This window comes from Streptomyces sp. NPDC059957, from assembly GCF_042730015.1.
In the GTDB taxonomy this organism is placed as follows: domain Bacteria; phylum Actinomycetota; class Actinomycetes; order Streptomycetales; family Streptomycetaceae; genus Streptomyces.
In genome coordinates, this window is record NZ_JBHWMB010000006.1 from 129986 (window position 1) to 148266 (window position 18281).

The following is an 18281-nucleotide window of genomic DNA, read 5'->3' on the forward strand; positions in this document are numbered from 1 at the left end:
GCACCACCCTTCCGCGCACCACCCTTCCGCGCACCACCTTCGTCCAGCGCTCACACCCTCCCCGTCCGGCCCGACTGGAGAACCGCCCATGCGCACCCGCACCCTCCTCCTCGGCCTGCTCCTCGGCCTCGCCGCCCTGCTGCTCCCCGCCCTCCCCGCGACGGCCGCGGACAACGGCACGTGGGGCGTGTTCCCGACGCCCCCGGCCGGTGCGGCGATGACCGATCGCGCGTACTTCTTCCACCAGGGCGAGGCCGGCACCACCATCAGCGACAGCGCGACGATCGTGAACTCCTCCGACAAGGAGCTGACGTTCCAGATATTCGCCACGGACGCCGTGAACACCCCGGTGGGCGGCGGCTTCGCGCTGCTGCCGGTGGAGACGAAGCCCAAGGACGTGGGCACCTGGGTCGCGCTGCCGCCGGAGACCAGGAACACCGTCACCGTGCCGCCCAAGGGCCGCAAGGACTTCCCGTTCTCCGTGAAGGTCCCGGTGGACGCGACGCCCGGTGACCACGTGGGCGGGATCGTCGCCCTGAACACCGCAGTGGAGGGCATCCAGCAGGAGGGCAAGGTCCAGGTCGGGGTGAAGCGCCAGGTCGGCGCCCGGCTGTACTTCCGGGTCCCGGGCCCGGTGACCCCGGGGCTGAGCGTGGAGGACGTGAGGATCAGCCGGGCGGCGCCGCTGCTGCCCTGGGTCAAGGACGCCCGCGCCAAGATCACGTACTCCCTGGTCAACCGGGGCAACGTGGTCGTCGAGCCGAAGGTGACCGTCTCGGCCGAGGGGCTGTTCGGCCGCCGGGTGCTCGACCGGCCGGCCCGCGAGCTGAAGCTCGTACTCCTGCCCGGCCAGCGGATCGAGCTCACCGAGGACTGGGCGGACGCGCCCCAGTCGGACTGGGTCACCGTCGACATCACCGCCGGCGCCTCGGCCTACCCGGACCTCGTCTCCTCCTCCGCCACGGATCTCGTCGCCGTGCCGTGGACCGCACTCGGCGCCCTCCTGGTGCTGGCAGGCGCCGCGATCGCCGCCCGGGTGGTGCGCCGGCGCCGCCGGGACGCCGCCGAACAGCCGGAACCGGCAACGGACTTGGCTGAAGTGCGCTGATCGGCAAAGGTGTCCCCCAGGGGGCGGCATCCGGCCAACCCCGGTCAGGGGCAGGCGCCGGGAGGCACCACACATGGCACGACAGCACGGCGAAGCGGAGCCCGGCCGGCCCGCGCACGGAACCGTCCCCGCAGGCCGGCCCGCGGATCCCGCCGACGCGGGGGTCGGGCTGCTGACCCTCGTCGAGCGGACGCTGGGCACCGGCACCGCGGTGTACGTCCCGGGGGACGGCTGGATCCGCCTCACGCTCCCGCTCGACGACGGCGGTCCGGCCCCGGTCACGGTGGACGTGATCGCGGACACCCGGCGGGCCCCGCGCGGGATCGCGTACCTCCTGCCGGGCGCCGGGCTGAACTTCGGCTCCGCCTTCTTCACCCCGTCCGACCTGAACCTCGCCCACCGGCTGCGCCGCGACGGCCTGCTCGTCGTCGGCGTCACCCCGCGCGAGGACGCCGCGACCGCACAGGACATCGGCCCCGACCGGGGGCTCGCGGCGCACCGCCGGGACCTGGCCGCGGTCGTGGAGGCGCTGGACGGGGCGCTCGGACTGCCGTACCAGTACGTCGGCCACTCCGCCGGGGCACTGCTCGGCCTGGACGCGGCCGCGCACGACGCCTCTCCCCGCCTGACCCGGGTGGTGGCCCTGGACACGACCGGCCCCTACTCCGGTGACCTGGCCGTACGGGCCGCCCAGACCCGGGACGTGTACGAGGCCCGGCTCGCGGAGGGCGCGTACGCGACCGATCCGGGCCTGGCGGCGCTGGTCGCCCGGGCCGTCACCGACCCGGCGGGCCCCTCGGAGGTCCCCTGGCCCCCGGACCCGGGGCTCCGCTTCACCAACGCCGGGCTCGCCCACTACGTGCTGGTCCGCACGACCCTGCTGCCCGGACCGGCGGACTGGATCCACACCCAGGGCCACGCCGCGGGCTCGTACGCCTTCGGCGCCACCCCGGCCGCGGACCGCTTCGGCCTGACCCACACTCCGCTCGCCACCTGGCACGCGGCGGCCGCCGCCCTGGGCAGCGGGCTGGTCCCGACCGCCCTGGCGCGGGACCTGGCCGCGGTCTGGGCGGGCGACGAGAAGACGTACGCGATCGGCTGGGAGCGGATCTCCGCCGAAGTGGTGTGGATCAACACCGAGCTGGGGCGCGGCGACCACACGCGCGGCCCCCGGCTGATCCGGGCGGGCGGCAACCAGCAGGTCCGCTACACCGTCGTCCCGGGCTACGGGCACGGCGACCCGCTCTGGTCGGACACGGCGGCGGCGGACGCCTGGTCGCTGATCTAAACCCGGCCGGGAACGGGGCTCGGAACTGGGCCCGGAACGGGGCTCGGAACGGGGCTCGGAACGGGGCTCGCCCCCCGCGGTGAGGGTTGCGGGGGGCGAGCGGTCCTACGAGGCGTGCGCCCCGGCCGGGGCCTTGGGCCGGGGACTCCCGTCAGTGGTTGCGCGGGAACCCGAGGTCCACGCCGGCCGGGGCGTCCGACGGGTCGGGCCAGCGGGTCGTGACGACCTTGCCCCGGGTGTAGAACTGGATGCCGTCGTTGCCGTAGATGTGCAGGTCGCCGAAGAGCGAGTCCTTCCAGCCACCGAAGGAGTGGTAGCCCACCGGCACCGGGATCGGCACGTTGACGCCGACCATGCCGGCCTCGATCTCCAGCTGGAAGCGGCGGGCGGCGCCGCCGTCGCGGGTGAAGATGGCGGTGCCGTTGCCGAACGGCGAGGCGTTCATGAGCGCCACGCCCTCCTCGTAGGTGTCCACGCGCAGCACGCACAGCACCGGGCCGAAGATCTCGTCGCGGTAGGCGTCGGAGTCGGTCTTGACGTTGTCCAGCAGCGAGAGGCCGATCCAGTGGCCGTTCTCGTTGCCCTCCACCGTGTAGCCGGTGCCGTCCAGGACCACGTCGGCGCCCTGCGCGGCCGCGCCGGTCACGTACGAGGCGACCTTGTCGCGGTGGGCGGCGGTGATCAGCGGGCCCATCTCGGAGGTCGGGTCGTTGCCGGGGCCGATCTTGATCTTCTCGGCGCGCTCGCGGATCTTGTCCACGAGGGTGTCGGCGATGGAGCCGACGGCCACGACCGCGGAGATGGCCATGCAGCGCTCGCCGGCCGAGCCGTAGGCGGCCGAGACCGCGGCGTCGGCGGCGGCGTCCAGGTCGGCGTCCGGCAGCACCAGCATGTGGTTCTTGGCGCCGCCCAGGGCCTGTACGCGCTTGCCGTTGGCGGAGGCGGTGCTGTGGATGTGGCGGGCGATCGGGGTCGAGCCCACGAAGGAGACGGCCGCGACGTCGGGGTGCGCGAGGAGCGCGTCGACGGCGACCTTGTCACCGTGGAGCACGTTCAGCACGCCCGCCGGCAGACCGGCCTGGCTCGCCAGCTGCGCCAACAGCGTGGAGGCCGAGGGGTCCTTCTCGCTCGGCTTGAGGATGAAGGTGTTGCCGCAGGCCACGGCCAGCGGGAACATCCACATCGGCACCATCGCCGGGAAGTTGAACGGGGTGATGCCCGCGACCACGCCGATCGGCTGGCGGATGGAGGAGACGTCCACGCGGCTGGACACCGAGGTGGACAGCTCGCCCTTGAGCTGCACGGTGATCCCGCAGGCCAGCTCGACGATCTCCAGACCGCGGGCGACCTCGCCCAGCGCGTCGGAGTGCACCTTGCCGTGCTCGGCGACGATCAGCTCGGCGATCGCGTCGCGGTTGGCGTCCAGCAGGGCGCGGTAGGCGAACAGCACCTTGGTACGGGCGGCCAGCGAGGACTGCCCCCAGGTCAGGAACGCCTCCTTGGCGACCTGTACGGCCGCGTCGACCTCGTCGGCGGACGCGAGGGCGACCTGCGTGGTGACCTCGCCGGTGGCCGGGTCGGTGACCGGGCCGTAGTTGCCCGACGCGCCCTCGACGGTCTTGCCACCGATCCAGTGGTTGACGGTCTTCATGCCTAACTCCTTCACAGATGGCGACGTCGCTGCGCGGCTTGCCGGTCGTACTCTTCTCGGGCTTCGACCGCCGACGCACGGGTCGCGGTCTCGGCCACAGGGACATCCCACCACGCCTGTGCCGGGGGTGGGCCCGACACAGTGTCGGGTGTTCGGGTCGATGCGTAGACACATGTGGGACGGTCCGCCGCCCGCGCCTCGGCGAGGGCTTTCCGCAGGTCACCGATGGTGCGGGGCCGCATCACGGCCATCCCGAGGGAGGCCGCGTTGGCCGCCAGGTCCAGCGGCAGGGGCGCACCGCTGTACGAACCGTCCACCGCCCGGAAGCGGTAGGCGGTACCGAACCCCTCGCCTCCGACCACGTCCGACAAGCCCCCGATCGAGGCGTATCCGTGGTTGTCGAGGATCACCAGCCTGACCGGGATCCCCTCCTGTACGGCGGTGACGATCTCGGTCGGGTTCATCAGGTACGTCCCGTCGCCGACCAGCGCCCACACCGGCCGGCCGGGGGCGGCCAGCGCGGTGCCGATCGCGGCGGGGATCTCGTAGCCCATGCAGGAGTACCCGTATTCGACGTGGTACTGGTCCGCGGAGCGGGCCCGCCACAGCTTGTGCAGGTCCCCGGGGAGCGAGCCGGCGGCATTGATCAGGATGTCGTCATCGTCGACGAGGCCGTCCAGCAGACCCAGCACCTGTGCCTGCGTCGGGACGGAGTCCTCGTCGGGAGCCGCGAAGGCCCCGTCGACCAGCCGCTCCCACGCCCTCTTCCCTTCTTTGTACGCCGCCTCGTACGAGGGGTCCACCCTGTACGGGGCGACTTCGGCCGCCAGTTCCGCCAAGCCCTCCCGCGCATCGCAGACCAGGGGGCGGGCGGCGAGTTTGTGGGCGTCGTACGGGTCGAGGTTGAGCCCGAGGAACCGCACGCCGGGGTGCTGGAACAGCGTCGCCGAGGCGGTGGTGAAATCGGTGAGCCGGGTCCCGGCGGCGATCACCAGATCGGCTTGGCGGGCCAGCGCGTCGGCGGTGGCCGTGCCGGTGTGCCCGATCCCGCCCACGTCGGCGGGGTGGTCCCAGGGCAGGGACCCCTTGCCCGCCTGGGTGGAGGCGACCGGGATCCCGGTGGCCTCGGCGAACTCCGCCAGCGCGGCGCCCGCCGCGCTGTGCCGGATCCCGCCGCCGGCGACGATCAGCGGCCGCGCGGAGCCCCGTACGGCGCGGGCGGCCGCCGCCAGCTCGGTCCGGTCGGGCCGGGGCCGGCGTACGCCCCACACCCGCTCGGCGAAGAACTCCTGCGGCCAGTCGTACGCCTCGGCCTGTACGTCCTGCGGCAGCGCGAGGGTGACGGCGCCGGTGCTCACCGGGTCGGTGAGCACCCGTACGGCCTGCAGCGCGGCGGGGATCAGGGCTTCGGGACGGGTGATGCGGTCGAAGTGGCGGGAGACGGGGCGCAGGGTGTCGTTGACGGAGACGTCACCTGCGTGAGGGACCTCCAGCTGCTGGAGGACGGGGTCGGCCGGCCGGGTCGCGAAGGCGTCCCCGGGCAGCAGGAGCACCGGGATCCGGTTGATGGTGGCGAGGGCGGCCCCGGTGACGAGGTTGGTGGCGCCCGGCCCGATGGAGGTGGTGACGGCGTGCGCGGACAGCCGCCCGCTCTGCCGGGCGTACCCGACGGCGGCGTGCACCATCGCCTGCTCGTTGCGGCCCTGCAGGAACGGCATCTCCCCGCGGCCGGTCTCCAGCAGTGCCTGGCCGATCCCGGCGACGTTCCCGTGCCCGAAGATCCCCCAGGTGGCGGCGATCAGCCGCCGGCGGTGTCCGTCGCGCTCGGTGTACTGCCGGGAGAGGAACCGGACGAGTGCCTGCGCGACGGTGAGCCGGACGGTCTGCGAGGTGCTCACGCGGGGTCCTCCGCTCGGTGGTGGAAGGGCAGCCTGGGGTCGACGTCCCGGCCGGTCCAGGTGGAGCGGATCCACCCGTGGTCGGGGTGGTCCCGGATGAGCCACTCCCTGGTCGTGCCGGGTCCCGCCATGACGTTGAGGTAGTACATGTCGTGGCCGGGCGCGGCGATGGAGGGGCCGTGCCAGCCGTCCGGGATGAGGACCGCGTCGCCGGTCCTCACCTCGGTGAGGATGTCGGTCTTCCCCGCCGGGGAGGGGCTGACACGCTGGTAGCCGAGGCCGGGCGTGTCCCCGTGCGGGGCGATCTCGTAGTAGTAGATCTCCTCCAGCCGGGATTCCACGCCGGGATGGTGCTCGTCGTGCTTGTGGGGCGGGTACGAGGACCAGTTGCCGCCGGGGGTGAGCACCTCCACCGCGATGAGCCGGTCGCAGTCGAAGACTCCGGCGGCGGCGAAGTTGTTGACCTGGCGGGAGCACTGTCCGGCGCCGCGGAGCTCCACGGGCACCTCGGCGGCAGGCCCGTACCGGGCGGGCAGCCGCTGCTCGCAGCGCGCGCCGACGAGTGCGAAGCGGCCGCCGCCGGCCGACTCGATCTCGGCGTGGCCGTCCCGGGGGAGGTAGGCGAAGTCGGTGGGGCCGTCGAACACCCCGCGTCGCCCCCGCAGCCGGAAGACCTCCGGTCCGCTCCCGGGGCTCCGCCCCGGCCCCCGCTCCTCGAACGGGGCAACTCCAGCCTCGCCGGCGTTTGAGGCGCGGGGGTCCGGGGGCGGAGCCACCGCCGGGTCCGGGGCGGACCCCCGGGACGGGGGGCTGGGGGCGGAGCCACCGGTTTCGGGAAGGGGCGGGGTGGGGGAGGGCTCCGCGCAGCGGACCTCGCAGCCGCCCGCCAGGGGGAGGACGATCCACTCCGACTCCCCGCACGGGTGCGCGTAAACCTCCCCCGGCCCGAGGTCGAGCACGAGCAGCCTCGTCCAGTCCATCTCCCACTCAGACACCACCGGCACGGCCGAGCACCTCCTCCACTTCCTCCCCGAACGGCATCGCCGTCGAGCACGCCAGCCGCGAGGCCACGATCGCCCCGGCCGCGTTCGCGTAGCCGATCACCCGTTCCAACTCCCACCCCGCGAGCAGCCCGTGACACAGGGCCCCGCCGAAGGCGTCCCCGGCTCCGAGCCCGTTGACGACGGTCACCGGTACCGGAGGGAGCTCCACCACCGTCCCGTCCCGATGCACGGCCAGGACCCCCGCCGGGCCCCGCTTGACCACCGCCAGTTCCACCCCGGCCGCGAGCAGGGCCCGCGCGGCCGCGTACGGCTCGGTCTCGCCGGTGGCGATCGCGCACTCTTCGGCGTTGCCCACGGCCACTGTGGCGAGGGACAGCGCCCGGCGGTACCACTCCCCGGGGTCGGAGGGGCCGTCCTCGGACCCGGAGGGCCACAGCATGGGCCGCCAGTCCAGGTCGAACACCGTGAGCGGGCTCCTGCCGCGTGCCTCCAGCGCGGCCAGGGTGGCCGTCCGGCTCGGCTCGGCGCTAAGCCCCGTACCGGTCATCCAGAACACCCGCGCCGCCCGCACCGCGTCGAGGTCGAGTTCGTCCGCGGCGATCTCCAGGTCGGGCGCCTTCGGGTACCGGTAGAAGTACAGCGGGAAATCGTCCGGCGGGAAGATCTCGCAGAAGGTCACCGGCGTCGGATAGGCCGCCACCTCCGCCGCCCACCGGTCGTCCACCCCGAACCCGCGCAGCTCCGCCCGGAGATACGCGCCGAAGGGGTCCGCGCCGGTCCGGGTGATGACCGCCGTCCGCCGGCCCAGCCGGGCCGCCGCGACGGCGACGTTGGTCGGGGAACCGCCCAGGAACTTCCCGAAGGTGTCCGCCTCGCCGAGCGGTACGCCCGTCTTCAGGGGGTAGAGATCCACCCCGATCCGCCCCATCGTGATCAGGTCGAACGCCAACGGATCCGCAGCCATCACCACACCAATCCTCCCGACCGAGTGCTCCCCGTACCCGAGAGCCTCGCACCCTAAGGTGGCCGTATGACGTCCTCACCGCCCGCGTTGACCCGTATCCGCGTCGGTTCGGCTCCGGACTCCTGGGGTGTCTGGTTCCCCGACGATCCCCGGCAGACCCCGTGGGAGCGGTTCCTCGACGAGGTCGCCGAAGCCGGGTACGAGTGGATCGAGCTCGGCCCCTACGGCTATCTCCCCACCGATCCCGTCCGGCTCGCCGACGAGGTCGGGGCGCGCGGCCTGCGGGTCTCCGCGGGAACCGTCTTCACCGGACTCCATCACGGGCCCGCCGTGTGGGAGGAGACCTGGGAGCACGTGTCGCGGATCGCGGAACTCACCCGGGCCATGGGCGCGGCGCACCTCGTCGTGATCCCCTCCTTCTGGCGGGACGACAAGACCGGCGAGGTGCTGGAGGACCGCACCCTCACCCCCGGGGGCTGGCGCGAACTGACCACGCAGACCGAGCGGCTGGGCAAGCGGGTCCAGGACGAGTACGGGCTGCGGATCGTCGTCCACCCGCACGCGGACACCCACATCGACACCCCGGACAACGTGGCGCGCTTCCTCGACGCCACCGATCCCGCGCTGGTGTCCCTCTGCCTGGACACCGGGCACTACGCGTACTGCGGCGGCGACAGCGTCCGGGCGATCGAGACCTTCGGCGAGCGGATCGGCTACCTCCACCTCAAGCAGGTCGATCCGCGGATCCTCGCCGAAGTCGTCCGGGACCAGGTCCCCTTCGGGCCGGCCGTGGCCCGCGGGGTGATGTGCGAGCCGCCTGCGGGGGTGCCCGCGCTGGAGCCGGTGCTGGCGGCCGCCGAACGGCTCGGCGTGGACCTGTTCGCCATCGTGGAGCAGGACATGTACCCGTGCCCGCCCGACCGGCCGCTGCCGATCGCCCGCCGCACCCGCGCCCACCTGCGCTCCTGCGGCGCCCGCTGAACCGGATCCCCCGGCCGCAACTGCCGTACGCACCCTCGTGGAGGAACAGAACATGACCAGCACGCTCGGCATCGCCGTCATCGGTACCGGGAAGATGGGCTCCGACCACGTCCGCCGCTTCGGCCGGACGGTCGGCGGGGCCCGGGTGGTGGCAGTGGCCGACCCGGACGGGGACCGGGTCAAGGAGGTCGCGGCCGCTCTGGAGGGGGCGAGCGCGCACACCGATCCGGCGGCCGCGATAGCGGCACCCGGGGTCGACGCCGTACTGATCGCCTCGCCCGGACCCGCCCATGAGGAAGCGATCCTGCACGCGCTGGAGCGGCGGCTGCCGGTGCTCTGCGAGAAGCCGCTGACCCCCGATCCGGCGGGTGCCCTGCGGATCATGGAGGCGGAGGCGCGGCTGGGCCGCCGATTCGTCCAGGTCGGCTTCATGCGGCGCTACGACTCCGAGTACGCGCGGCTGAAAGAGCTGCTCGACGCGGGCGGCATCGGGCGGCCTCTGTTCCTGCACTGCCGGCACCGCAACGCCTCCTCCCCGTCCTTCTTCACCAGCGACATGCTCATCAGCGATTCGGTGGTGCACGAGGTGGACGCGGCCCGCTGGCTGCTGAGCCAGGAGATCACCGCGGTGACCGTACTCTCCCCGACCCCGACCTCGGCCGCCCGCGAAGGGCTGCGCGACCCCCGGTTCGTCCTCATGGAGACCTCCGGAGGCGCCGTGGTCGACGTGGAGATCTTCGTCAACTGCGGCTTCGGCTACCAGGTGCAGTGCGAGGCGGTCGGCGAGTCCGGCACCGCCCGGATCGGCGACGGCCACGCGATGGTCGTGCAGTCGGAGGGCCGCTGGGGCGGGGAGATCGACCAGGACTTCACGGTGCGGTTCGCCGACGCCTACGACCGCCAGCTCCGCCACTGGGTCGCCTCGGCCGCGCTGGGCCGGGTGCACGGTCCCGACGCGTGGGACGGCTACGCGGCGGCGGCCGTCTCCGAGGCGGGCCTCGCCGCGGCACACAGCGGCGTACGGACCCCGGTGGAACTGGCCGAACGCCCCTCCCTGTACTGCTGATCCGGCCGCCCGGGCCGGGAACGCGCCCATGTCCGGTCTCCGACCGACGGGGCATCATGGGGGAATGCCCGAGATACCTTCCTCCGCGATCCCGGTCGCGATGCGACTTTCCCGGTACACGAAGACGGAACAGGACGAGATCCTCGGTGGCGGCGCCGACCCGTTCGGTGTGAGCGAGGCCGGCTTGACGTGGCTGCCCAAGGAGGAACACTTCGGCGTCACGTCCGGCGACCGGCTGCTGGCACACGCGGGGCTGCTCCGGCTGCCCGTTGCGATCGGCGGCGCCGAGACGGAGGTGGTGGGTGTCGGAGGAGTGGCCGTCGCCCCCGACGTACGCGGTCGCGGGCTGGCGCGGCTCGTCCTCGCGGCCGCACTCCGCCACGCGCGCACGATGGGCCCGCGCCACGCCCTCCTGTTCTGCCGTCCGCCGCTCGTCCCGCTCTACGAGCGCCTCGGGTGGCATCCGCTCGACGAGGAGGTCCTCGTCGAGCAGCCCGGAGACCGCCTGGTGACCATGCCGCTGCGCACCATGGTCACCCCCTTGCACGACGACTCACCCTGGCCCCCGGGCCCGGTACGGCTGCTCTCCCTCCCGATGTGACTCCTCCCCAGGCGGCTCCCCCCCCTCTCTGGAGGGACACCCCAGCGGGGCCACCGGTCCGTCGCGCTCCCCGGGGGAAGCGCCTGCTCCACCGCATGTGCCACCCGTGTCACGAGGGTCTGCCTTGTGTCACGCATGTCCGCATTACGCGGGTCTTGCGTCACAGCCGGACGACAGGCCCTCCCCTGGCCTCACCCTGCGTCGTTCCCCGGGCACAACGTGAGTGATCGTCAGTGTCCACGCGCCGGCTCCCCCGACGGCCTCCCGGCCGGCCCCGCGGCGTGGACAAGGAGGTGTCGAGGATGAGCGACCGACAGCTGTGGTCGTACAAGGAGATCGCCGCTCACATCCGGGTCCAGCCGGACACGGTGCGCTCCTACCGCAAGCACGGGCTGCTGCCCGCACCCGACCATGTGGAGGGCGGCAAGCCCTACTGGTACGCCGACACCATCCGCGCCTGGGTGGCGCGCCGGCCCGGCAACCGCGGACGCCGCGAGGACTGACACGGCGTCCGGTCCATGGACGGGACCCTCCCGGGCCCCGTCCGCTAGCGGCTCCCCGCGGGCACCGGCTCGGGCTCGGGCCGCTCGGCGGCCGGTGCCGGCTCCCCCTCGCTCAGCCCGAAGCGTTCGTGGAGTCTGCGCAGTGGCGCCGGCGCCCACCAGGTGGCCTTCCCGGTCAGCTTCATCACCGCCGGCACCAGCAGGCTCCGCACGACCATCGCGTCCATCAGCACGGCCAGTGCGATCCCCAGGCCGAGCATCTTGGTGTTGGTCACCCGCGAGCTGCCGATGGCGACCATCACCACCGCCAGGATCACGGCCGCCGCGGTGATCAGTCCGCCCGTGCGGGTCAGCCCGGCGCGCACCGCCCCCTCGTGGTCCCCGGTCCGGTCGTACTCCTCCTTGATCCGGGATATGAGAAACACCCCGTAGTCCATGGAGAGTCCGAAGGCGATGCAGAACATCAGCACGGGCAGGGTGGTCTCGATGTCTCCGGTGGAGGTGAAGGAGAGGAGTCCGGAGAGGTGGCCCTCCTGGAACACCCACACCACCGCCCCGAACATCGCGGTCAGGCTCAGCGCGTTGAGCAGTACGGCCTGGAGGGGTATCAGCAGGCTTCCGGTGAGCAGGAAGACCAGGAGCAGCGTGGCCAGCACCACGACGGCCAAGGCCAGGGGCAGTTCCTCGGCTATGGCGTCGCGGGCATCGACGAGCACCGCGGCCTGCCCGGTCACGGCGGTGTCGAAGGGTGCTTCCACTGCCCTGACCATGCCCACCAGGTCCTGGGCCTGCTCTCCCACTTCCTCGCCTTCGGTGAGCACCGAGAAGTAGGCGTATCCGGTGCCGGCGGTGGAACTGACCGGCCCCTCCACCCCCAGCACTCCGGGCAGGGCTTCCACCCGCCGCTTGTAGGCCTCGAGATCGGCGGCGCCGGAGGCGCCCTCGGTCAGTACGGTCAGCGCTCCGCCGGGGCTGCCGGGGAAGCCTTCACGGATGTGCTGCTGCACCACGTGTGATTCGGCGGTCGCCGGCAGCTGCCGGTCGTCCACAGTGCCGAACTTCACTCCGAGGAAGGGCAGTCCGAGGAGCAGCAGTCCGGCCGTGGTGGCCACGGCGAACACCGGGGCGCGGCGCATGACCAGGTCCGTCAGCCGGGCCCAGCCCCGCCCGCCCCCGGCCCGGCCCGGATCGCCCCCGGACCGGCCCGGATCGCCCCCGGCCGGCCCGGTCCGGCGCCACAGCCGGCGCAGGTCGAAGGAGTTGACCCGCTCCCCCAGCAGCACCAGCGCCGCGGGCAGCAGGATGAGCGCGGCCGCCGCGGCGAGCAGGACCACCGCGACTCCGGCGTAGGCGAAGGAGCGCAGGAAGTACATCGGGAAGAAGAGCATGGCCGAGAGGGCGACGGCCACGGTCAGCGCCGAGAAGAGGACCGTCCGCCCGGCGGTGCGCAGGGTGACTCCGACGGCCGCCACCGGGTCGCGCCCGGCGGCCAGTTCCTCGCGGAACCTGCGCACGATGAACAGGGCGTAGTCGACGGCGAGTCCGAGCCCGAGGGCGGTGGTCAGGTTCTGCGCGAAGACGGAGACGTCGGTGATCTCGGTGAGCCCGCGCAGCACGGCATTGGTTCCGATGATGGCGACGATGCCGACACCGAGGGGCAGCAGGGCCGCGACCGCGCTGCCGAAGACGAGGACGAGCAGGACGAGCGTCACAGGCAGGGCGATCAGCTCGGCGAGCAGCAGGTCCTCCTGGATGGTGGAGGTCACCTCGCGCTGGACGGCGGCCGGCCCGCCGACGGTGACCTTCACCGGTCCGTGCTCGCCGCGGTAGGTCGGGACGATCCGGTCCAGGACGGCGTTGGCCGCCTTCTCGTCGCCCAGCACGCGGGCGGCTATCAGGGCCTGCCGGCCGTCCTGGGAGCGCAGGGTGGGCAGCCCGGTCCGCCAGTACGAGCCCACGCCGGTCACCCCCTGTTCGGCGGCGAGCCGGGCCGTCAGCCGCTCCGCCTCGGCGGCGACGGCGGGGTCGTCCACCCCGGCCGTCCCGGCGGCGGCATCCGCGTCGACGAGCAGCAGCAGGTTGGGCTGGGAGCCGGGGAACTCGCGCTCCAGAGCCTTGGTGGCATAGGTGGAGCGGGCGCCCGGATCCTCCCAGCCCCCGCTTCCCAGACGGTCGGCGACGCCTCCGCCGGCGAAGACGGCCAGGGCGGTGACCACGAGGGCGAGCAGCAGCGAGAGCCTCGGCCGTGTGGTGACGAACCCGGTCCACCGGCCGCCCTCCCCAGGCGACGGCGGTTTTTTGACTTCGGACATGTCTCGGTGTCCCCTTCACCGTGATTGCCAGGCCACTTAGACTGGCAAACACGAGCAGTCGCTCGCGTTTCTCAAGAATGCGAGCGATCTCTCGTGTTTGTCAATCACCCACGGGAAGCAACGGGAAGCAAGGGATTGGACATGCGGGAGACCTCTCGGGCCAAGAGTGCGGACAAAGCGGGTGAATCGATCGCGGAGGCCGCGCTGGGAGCAGCGGCGGAGACCGGACCCGCCCCCCGCCGCCGCCAGGCCCGCGGTGAGCGCCGGATCGCCCAGCTCCTGGCAGCCGCCGCCGGGGTGTTCTGCCGTACGGGTTACGCGGCGGCCAGCACCAACGCCATCGCCCGCGAGGCCGGCGTGTCCCCGGGCACGCTCTACCAGTTCTTCCCGAACAAGGAGGCCATCGCCGTCGAGCTGGGCGGCCACCTCCTCCAGCACGCCCACGAGGCGCACGGCCGGGCCTTCCTCCCCGAGAACCTGGACCGGCCGCTGCCCGAGCTGCTCGACGCCGTCCTGGATCCGGTCATCGCCTTCAACTGCGAGAACCCGGCCTTCTGGGCGCTCATGCACGGCTCCGGCATCCCCGGCATCGCCCAGGAGCACGACGAGCTGCACGCCGGCATGCTGACCCGCGTCGAGGGGCTGCTGCGCGCCTGCGTCACCCCGGACGCCTCCGGCGCCCCCGCCACCGAGGCCGAACTCACCCACGTCGCCCACATGGTGCTCGGGATCGTGCAGACCTCGCTCGAACTGATCCTGGCCAGCGAGGGCGCGGAACGGGCCGCGTACGTCGCGCAGCTGAAGACCGTCCTGTTCCGCTACCTGGACCCGATGATCACCACGCCTCCTCCTCCTCGCTGACCATCTTCCCGACGTCCCCGGGCCCACCGGGGCCGGCACCCGGGCCGGCGCCGGACCCGCCACCGGATCCCGCCCGCAACCGCAGCCCCACCAGCGGGAACACCAGTACGGACACCATCCCGGCCCCGACCAGCGCCGCCGCCTCCCCGGGCTCCAGCTTCCCGGCCTGCACGCCCAGGGTGGTGATCGCCACCACCAGCGGCAGCGCCGTGGAGCCGAACAGCACCAGCGCCGACCGGTCCCGGCGCCCGAGGTCCCGGGGGGCCAGCAGCCACATCGGCAGCCCCCGCACCAGGAGGAAGAGCAGCAGGAACACCGGGAGCAGCACCAGCGCCCATCCGCCGCCGAGCAGGGCGGCGAGGTCGAACTCGATCCCGGTGACCACGAAGAACACCGGCACCAGGAAGCCGAAGCCCATGGCCTCCACCTTCGACAGCACGACCTCGCTGCTCTCCGGTGCGGCCCCGTGCAGCACGAGCCGGGTGATCAGCCCGGCGGCGAAGGCGCCGAGGAGGACGTCGAGGCCGAGCACCTCGGACAGCGCCAGGAACGCCACGAGGATCAGCACCACCAGGCGCACCGCGAACTGCCCGCTGCTGTGCAGGGTCTTGGCGATGACGCGGGCGAACCACGGCGGCTTGGGCCGCATCGCCCAGAACACGGCGGCGGCCGTGAGCACCGCGAAGCCGATCAGCAGCGCCGCCGACTGCCCCGGCGCCCGGCCGCTGAGCAGCAGGGCCATCGCGATGATCGGCCCGAACTCGCCGACCGCGCCCATCGCCATCATCACCGAGCCGAACCGGCTCTGGAGGTCCCCCGAGTCCCGCAGGACCGGCAGGATCGTGCCGAGGGCGGTACTGGTGAGCGCGGTGCCGATGTAGACGCCCTTCTCGAACCCGCCGCCCGACAGCAGCAGGCCGAGCCCGAGCCCGAGCGCGAGGGCGGCCACCCAGGCCCACACCGACCGCTTCAGGGTGTCGCCCTTGACCTGGGCGAACTGGATCTCGTAGCCGGCCAGGAAGATCAGCATCGCGAGGCCGAGCTCGCTGAGCACGTCGATGACCTCGGTGGAGTGCGCCCAGCCGAGGACGTCGGGCCCGACCACGACGCCCAGGACGATCTCGAAGATCACCAGCGGGACGGGGAGCCAGCGCGAGACCCCGTACGCGAGAAGGGGCGCGAGCACGGCGATCGACATGATCAGGATGAGAGTGGTCCCCGAGTGCGCCATGTGTGTCATTTACATACGCTTCGCGCGGATTGTCCACCGCAAAAGATCTCGTCGGATGCTCGCGTCGATACCCCCTAGGGGTATAGTCTCGAAGTGTCGGGATGAACGGTGGGCTCTCCACGAGCGATCCGCAGTCTTCCGGCCGCCCGGAAACGCCCTTGAAGAGGAGAACGACATGAGCGCCGACACGGACACCCAGACCACCACCGTCTACCGGGTGACCGGCATGACCTGTGGGCACTGCGAGGGCGCGGTGACCACCGAGCTCTCCGCCCTGGCGGGCGTCAGCTCGGTCAAGGCCGTCGCCGCGACCGGCGAGGTCACCGTGGTATCGGCCGCCCCGCTCGACGAGGCGGCCGTACGCGCCGCCGTCGACGAGGCCGGCTACGAGTTCGCCGGCCAGGCCTGAGCACCTCCTCTTCGGCAGTACCCCGCAGTACCCCGCCGGGCCGTACCGGCCAGCTCATACTGGTTCCGTACGGCCCGGCCATCCCCCTGGAGCCGGAACATGAGCAGCAGCACAGTGCACGACGGACCCATAGCGGTGGCGCAGGCAGCGGCCGCGGGCGCCGCCGAGGTCGAGCTGACCATCGGCGGGATGACCTGCGCCTCCTGCGCGGCCCGCATCGAGAAGAAGCTGAACCGGATGGACGGGGTCACCGCCTCGGTGAACTACGCCACCGAGAAGGCCAAGGTCTCGTACGGCGAAGGCGTGGCGGTCGCCGACCTCATCGCCACGGTGGTCAAGACCGGCTACACCGCGCAGGAGCCCCCGCCGCCGGAACCCGAACCGGAGCCGCAGGCCGCCGGGGCGCAGGAAGCCCGCGACCCCGAACTGGCGGCGCTGCGCCAGCGCCTCCTGGTCTCCGTGGCGCTCTCGCTGCCCGTCGTCCTGCTCGCGATGGTCCCGGCCCTCCAGTTCGACAACTGGCAGTGGCTCTCGCTGACCCTCGCGTCCCCCGTCGTCGTCTGGGGCGCGCTCCCCTTCCACAAGGCCGCCTGGACCAACGCCCGGCACGGCGCCGCGACCATGGACACCCTGGTCTCGGTGGGGACCGGAGCCGCCTTCGCCTGGTCGCTGTGGGCCCTGTTCTTCGGCCACGCCGGAATGCCCGGCATGCGGCACGGCTTCGACTTCTCCGTCTCCCGCACCGACGGCTCCTCGGCGATCTACCTGGAGGTGGCGGCCGGAGTCGTCAGCTTCATCCTGCTCGGCCGCTACCTGGAGGCCCGCTCGAAGCGGAAGGCCGGCGCGGCCCTCAAGGCCCTGATGCGGCTCGGCGCCAAGGACGTCGCGGTCCTGCGCGACGGCACCGAGGTGCGCATCCCCGTGAGCGCGCTCACGGTGGGCGACCGCTTCCTCGTCCGGCCCGGCGAGAAGATCGCCACCGACGGCACGGTCGTCGAGGGCAGCTCCGCCGTGGACGCCGCCATGCTGACCGGCGAATCGGTCCCGGTGGAGGTCACCGTGGGCGACACCGTCACCGGAGCCACCGTCAACACCTCGGGCCGCCTCGTCGTCGAGGCCACCCGCGTCGGCTCGGACACCCAGCTCGCCCGGATGGCCAGGCTGGTCGAGGACGCACAGAACGGCAAGGCCGAGGTGCAGCGCCTCGCCGACCGGATCTCCGGCGTCTTCGTCCCGGTCGTGCTCCTCCTGGCGCTGGGCACCTGGGTCACCTGGCTGCTGATCACCGACGACCCGACGGCCGCCTTCACCGCCGCCGTCGCCGTCCTGATCATCGCCTGCCCCTGCGCCCTGGGCCTGGCCACCCCGACCGCACTGATGGTCGGCACCGGCCGGGGCGCACAGCTCGGCATCCTGATCAAGGGCCCCGAGGTGCTGGAGTCCACCCGCCGCGTGGACACCATCGTGCTGGACAAGACCGGCACCGTGACCACCGGCCGGATGACCCTGACCGCCGCCCACCCCGCCGAGGGCGTGGACCCGGCCGAACTGCTGCGCCTGGCCGGTTCGCTGGAGCACGCCTCCGAGCACCCGATCGCCCGGGCCATCGCGGCGGCCGCCGCGGACCTCGCCGAGGGCCTGTCCGTCCCCGAGGGCTTCGAGAACCACGGCGGGCTCGGCGTGCAGGGCGTGGTCGACGGGCACGCCGTCCTGGTGGGCCGCGAGAAGCTGCTCGCCGACTGGTCGATCGCGCTGCCCGCCGCCCTCGCCGAGGCCAAGACCGCCGCCGAGGCCGAGGGTTCCACCGCCGTGCTGGTCGCCTGGGACGGGGAGGCCCGCGGGGTGCTGACCGTGGCCGACGCGGTCAAGGAGACCAGTGCCGAGGCCGTGTCCCGGCTGCGGGCCCTGGGCCTGACCCCGGTCCTGCTGACCGGCGACAACAAGGCCGTGGCCGAGACGGTGGCCCGCGCGGTGGGCATCGACGAGGTCATCGCCGAGGTCCTCCCGCAGGACAAGGTGGACGTCGTACGCCGGCTGCAGGCCGAGGGCCGTACGGTCGCCATGGTCGGCGACGGGGTCAACGACGCTGCCGCGCTGGCCCAGGCCGACCTGGGGCTGGCCATGGGCACCGGCACCGACGCGGCGATCGAGGCGAGCGATCTGACCCTCGTACGGGGCGACTTGCGGGTCGCGGCGGACGCGATCCGACTCTCGCGCCGGACCCTGGCCACCATCAAGGGCAACCTCTTCTGGGCCTTCGGCTACAACGTCGCGGCGCTGCCGCTGGCGGCCGCCGGACTGCTCAACCCGATGATCGCGGGGGCCGCGATGGCCTTCTCCTCGGTCTTCGTGGTCACCAACAGCCTGCGGCTGCGCTCCTTCCGCTAGTGATCACTCTTCACGT

General features: G+C 72.8%; 15 protein-coding genes. 9 read left to right on the top strand and 6 right to left on the bottom strand.

What is annotated here, in order from left to right; all coding sequences use genetic code 11:
* Positions 1-88: 88 nt before the first annotated feature.
* Together ACFWBW_RS06435 and ACFWBW_RS06440 are read left to right on the top strand one after the other, a co-directional pair.
* Positions 89-1108, top strand: coding sequence for a WxL protein peptidoglycan domain-containing protein (locus ACFWBW_RS06435; protein WP_385368940.1), 1020 nt, complete (start codon positions 89-91; stop codon positions 1106-1108).
* A 73-nt stretch (positions 1109-1181) separates the two neighbouring features.
* Entirely contained in the window at positions 1182-2396 is a 1215-nt protein-coding gene (locus ACFWBW_RS06440; RefSeq protein WP_385368942.1) for a hypothetical protein, read from the top strand.
* 151 nt (positions 2397-2547) lie between these two features.
* Here the strand turns inward: ACFWBW_RS06440 and ACFWBW_RS06445 are convergent, their stop codons facing one another.
* The 4 genes from ACFWBW_RS06445 to iolC are packed head-to-tail and all read right to left on the bottom strand — an operon-like array spanning position 2548 to position 7913.
* Positions 2548-4047, bottom strand: coding sequence for a CoA-acylating methylmalonate-semialdehyde dehydrogenase (locus tag ACFWBW_RS06445; RefSeq protein WP_385368944.1), 1500 nt, complete (start codon positions 4045-4047; stop codon positions 2548-2550).
* An 11-nt stretch (positions 4048-4058) separates the two neighbouring features.
* Positions 4059-5945 (bottom strand): 3D-(3,5/4)-trihydroxycyclohexane-1,2-dione acylhydrolase (decyclizing), encoded by a 1887-nt coding sequence (gene iolD / locus ACFWBW_RS06450; RefSeq protein ID WP_385368946.1) that lies wholly within the window; start codon positions 5943-5945, stop codon positions 4059-4061.
* Positions 5942-6949 (bottom strand): 5-deoxy-glucuronate isomerase, encoded by a 1008-nt coding sequence (gene iolB / locus ACFWBW_RS06455; RefSeq protein WP_385368948.1) that lies wholly within the window; start codon positions 6947-6949, stop codon positions 5942-5944. The genes iolD and iolB overlap by 4 nt, the downstream gene beginning before the upstream one ends.
* Positions 6933-7913 carry a 5-dehydro-2-deoxygluconokinase gene (iolC, locus tag ACFWBW_RS06460; protein ID WP_385368950.1) on the bottom strand — a complete coding sequence of 327 codons (981 nt, stop codon included), beginning with the start codon at positions 7911-7913 and terminating at the stop codon, positions 6933-6935. The genes iolB and iolC overlap by 17 nt, the downstream gene beginning before the upstream one ends.
* A gap of 66 nt (positions 7914-7979) precedes the next feature.
* Between iolC and ACFWBW_RS06465 the strand changes: the two genes are divergently transcribed.
* The 4 genes from ACFWBW_RS06465 (at position 7980) to ACFWBW_RS06480 (ending at position 11064) form a co-directional block, all read left to right on the top strand.
* The gene (locus ACFWBW_RS06465; protein WP_385368952.1) at positions 7980-8894 is read left to right on the top strand and encodes a sugar phosphate isomerase/epimerase family protein; all 915 of its coding nucleotides are present in this window, start codon (positions 7980-7982) and stop codon (positions 8892-8894) included.
* A gap of 52 nt (positions 8895-8946) precedes the next feature.
* Positions 8947-9960, top strand: coding sequence for a Gfo/Idh/MocA family protein (locus tag ACFWBW_RS06470; RefSeq protein WP_385368954.1), 1014 nt, complete (start codon positions 8947-8949; stop codon positions 9958-9960).
* A gap of 64 nt (positions 9961-10024) precedes the next feature.
* Positions 10025-10561: a GNAT family N-acetyltransferase gene (locus ACFWBW_RS06475; RefSeq protein WP_385368958.1), complete on the top strand. Its 537-nt coding sequence runs from the start codon at positions 10025-10027 to the stop codon at positions 10559-10561.
* A gap of 302 nt (positions 10562-10863) precedes the next feature.
* Positions 10864-11064, top strand: coding sequence for an AlpA family transcriptional regulator (locus ACFWBW_RS06480; RefSeq protein WP_053674774.1), 201 nt, complete (start codon positions 10864-10866; stop codon positions 11062-11064).
* Positions 11065-11108: 44 nt separating this feature from the next.
* On the opposite strand, the gene ACFWBW_RS06485 is transcribed toward ACFWBW_RS06480, so the two are convergent.
* Positions 11109-13376, bottom strand: a complete 2268-nt coding sequence (locus ACFWBW_RS06485) for an MMPL family transporter (protein WP_385368961.1) — start codon at positions 13374-13376, stop codon at positions 11109-11111.
* A gap of 141 nt (positions 13377-13517) precedes the next feature.
* Here ACFWBW_RS06485 and ACFWBW_RS06490 point away from each other — a divergent pair, with 141 nt between their 5' ends.
* A complete protein-coding gene (locus ACFWBW_RS06490) occupies positions 13518-14237 on the top strand; it encodes a TetR/AcrR family transcriptional regulator (protein WP_385368963.1) in 720 nt (239 codons plus the stop codon).
* Here the strand turns inward: ACFWBW_RS06490 and ACFWBW_RS06495 are convergent.
* Positions 14212-15468, bottom strand: a complete 1257-nt coding sequence (locus ACFWBW_RS06495; protein ID WP_385369059.1) for a cation:proton antiporter — start codon at positions 15466-15468, stop codon at positions 14212-14214. The genes ACFWBW_RS06490 and ACFWBW_RS06495 overlap by 26 nt on opposite strands.
* A gap of 175 nt (positions 15469-15643) precedes the next feature.
* Here ACFWBW_RS06495 and ACFWBW_RS06500 point away from each other — a divergent pair, with 175 nt between their 5' ends.
* Positions 15644-15877 carry a heavy-metal-associated domain-containing protein gene (locus ACFWBW_RS06500; RefSeq protein WP_266908685.1) on the top strand — a complete coding sequence of 78 codons (234 nt, stop codon included), beginning with the start codon at positions 15644-15646 and terminating at the stop codon, positions 15875-15877.
* A gap of 99 nt (positions 15878-15976) precedes the next feature.
* Positions 15977-18265 (top strand): heavy metal translocating P-type ATPase, encoded by a 2289-nt coding sequence (locus ACFWBW_RS06505; protein ID WP_385368966.1) that lies wholly within the window; start codon positions 15977-15979, stop codon positions 18263-18265.
* Positions 18266-18281 lie beyond the last annotated feature (16 nt).

Bases quoted from the DNA above. Each gene is read 5' to 3' on its own strand.
- ACFWBW_RS06435 (WP_385368940.1), top strand. From the start codon at position 89: ATGCGCACCCGCACCCTCCTCCTCGGCCTGCTCCTCGGCCTCGCCGCC.
- ACFWBW_RS06440 (WP_385368942.1), top strand. From the start codon at position 1,182: ATGGCACGACAGCACGGCGAAGCGGAGCCCGGCCGGCCCGCGCACGGA.
- ACFWBW_RS06445 (WP_385368944.1), bottom strand. From the start codon at position 4,047: ATGAAGACCGTCAACCACTGGATCGGTGGCAAGACCGTCGAGGGCGCG.
- iolC (WP_385368950.1), bottom strand. From the start codon at position 7,913: ATGGCTGCGGATCCGTTGGCGTTCGACCTGATCACGATGGGGCGGATC.
- ACFWBW_RS06465 (WP_385368952.1), top strand. From the start codon at position 7,980: ATGACGTCCTCACCGCCCGCGTTGACCCGTATCCGCGTCGGTTCGGCT.
- ACFWBW_RS06470 (WP_385368954.1), top strand. From the start codon at position 8,947: ATGACCAGCACGCTCGGCATCGCCGTCATCGGTACCGGGAAGATGGGC.
- ACFWBW_RS06475 (WP_385368958.1), top strand. From the start codon at position 10,025: ATGCCCGAGATACCTTCCTCCGCGATCCCGGTCGCGATGCGACTTTCC.
- ACFWBW_RS06480 (WP_053674774.1), top strand. From the start codon at position 10,864: ATGAGCGACCGACAGCTGTGGTCGTACAAGGAGATCGCCGCTCACATC.
- ACFWBW_RS06485 (WP_385368961.1), bottom strand. From the start codon at position 13,376: ATGTCCGAAGTCAAAAAACCGCCGTCGCCTGGGGAGGGCGGCCGGTGG.
- ACFWBW_RS06490 (WP_385368963.1), top strand. From the start codon at position 13,518: ATGCGGGAGACCTCTCGGGCCAAGAGTGCGGACAAAGCGGGTGAATCG.
- ACFWBW_RS06495 (WP_385369059.1), bottom strand. From the start codon at position 15,468: ATGGCGCACTCGGGGACCACTCTCATCCTGATCATGTCGATCGCCGTG.
- ACFWBW_RS06500 (WP_266908685.1), top strand. From the start codon at position 15,644: ATGAGCGCCGACACGGACACCCAGACCACCACCGTCTACCGGGTGACC.
- ACFWBW_RS06505 (WP_385368966.1), top strand. From the start codon at position 15,977: ATGAGCAGCAGCACAGTGCACGACGGACCCATAGCGGTGGCGCAGGCA.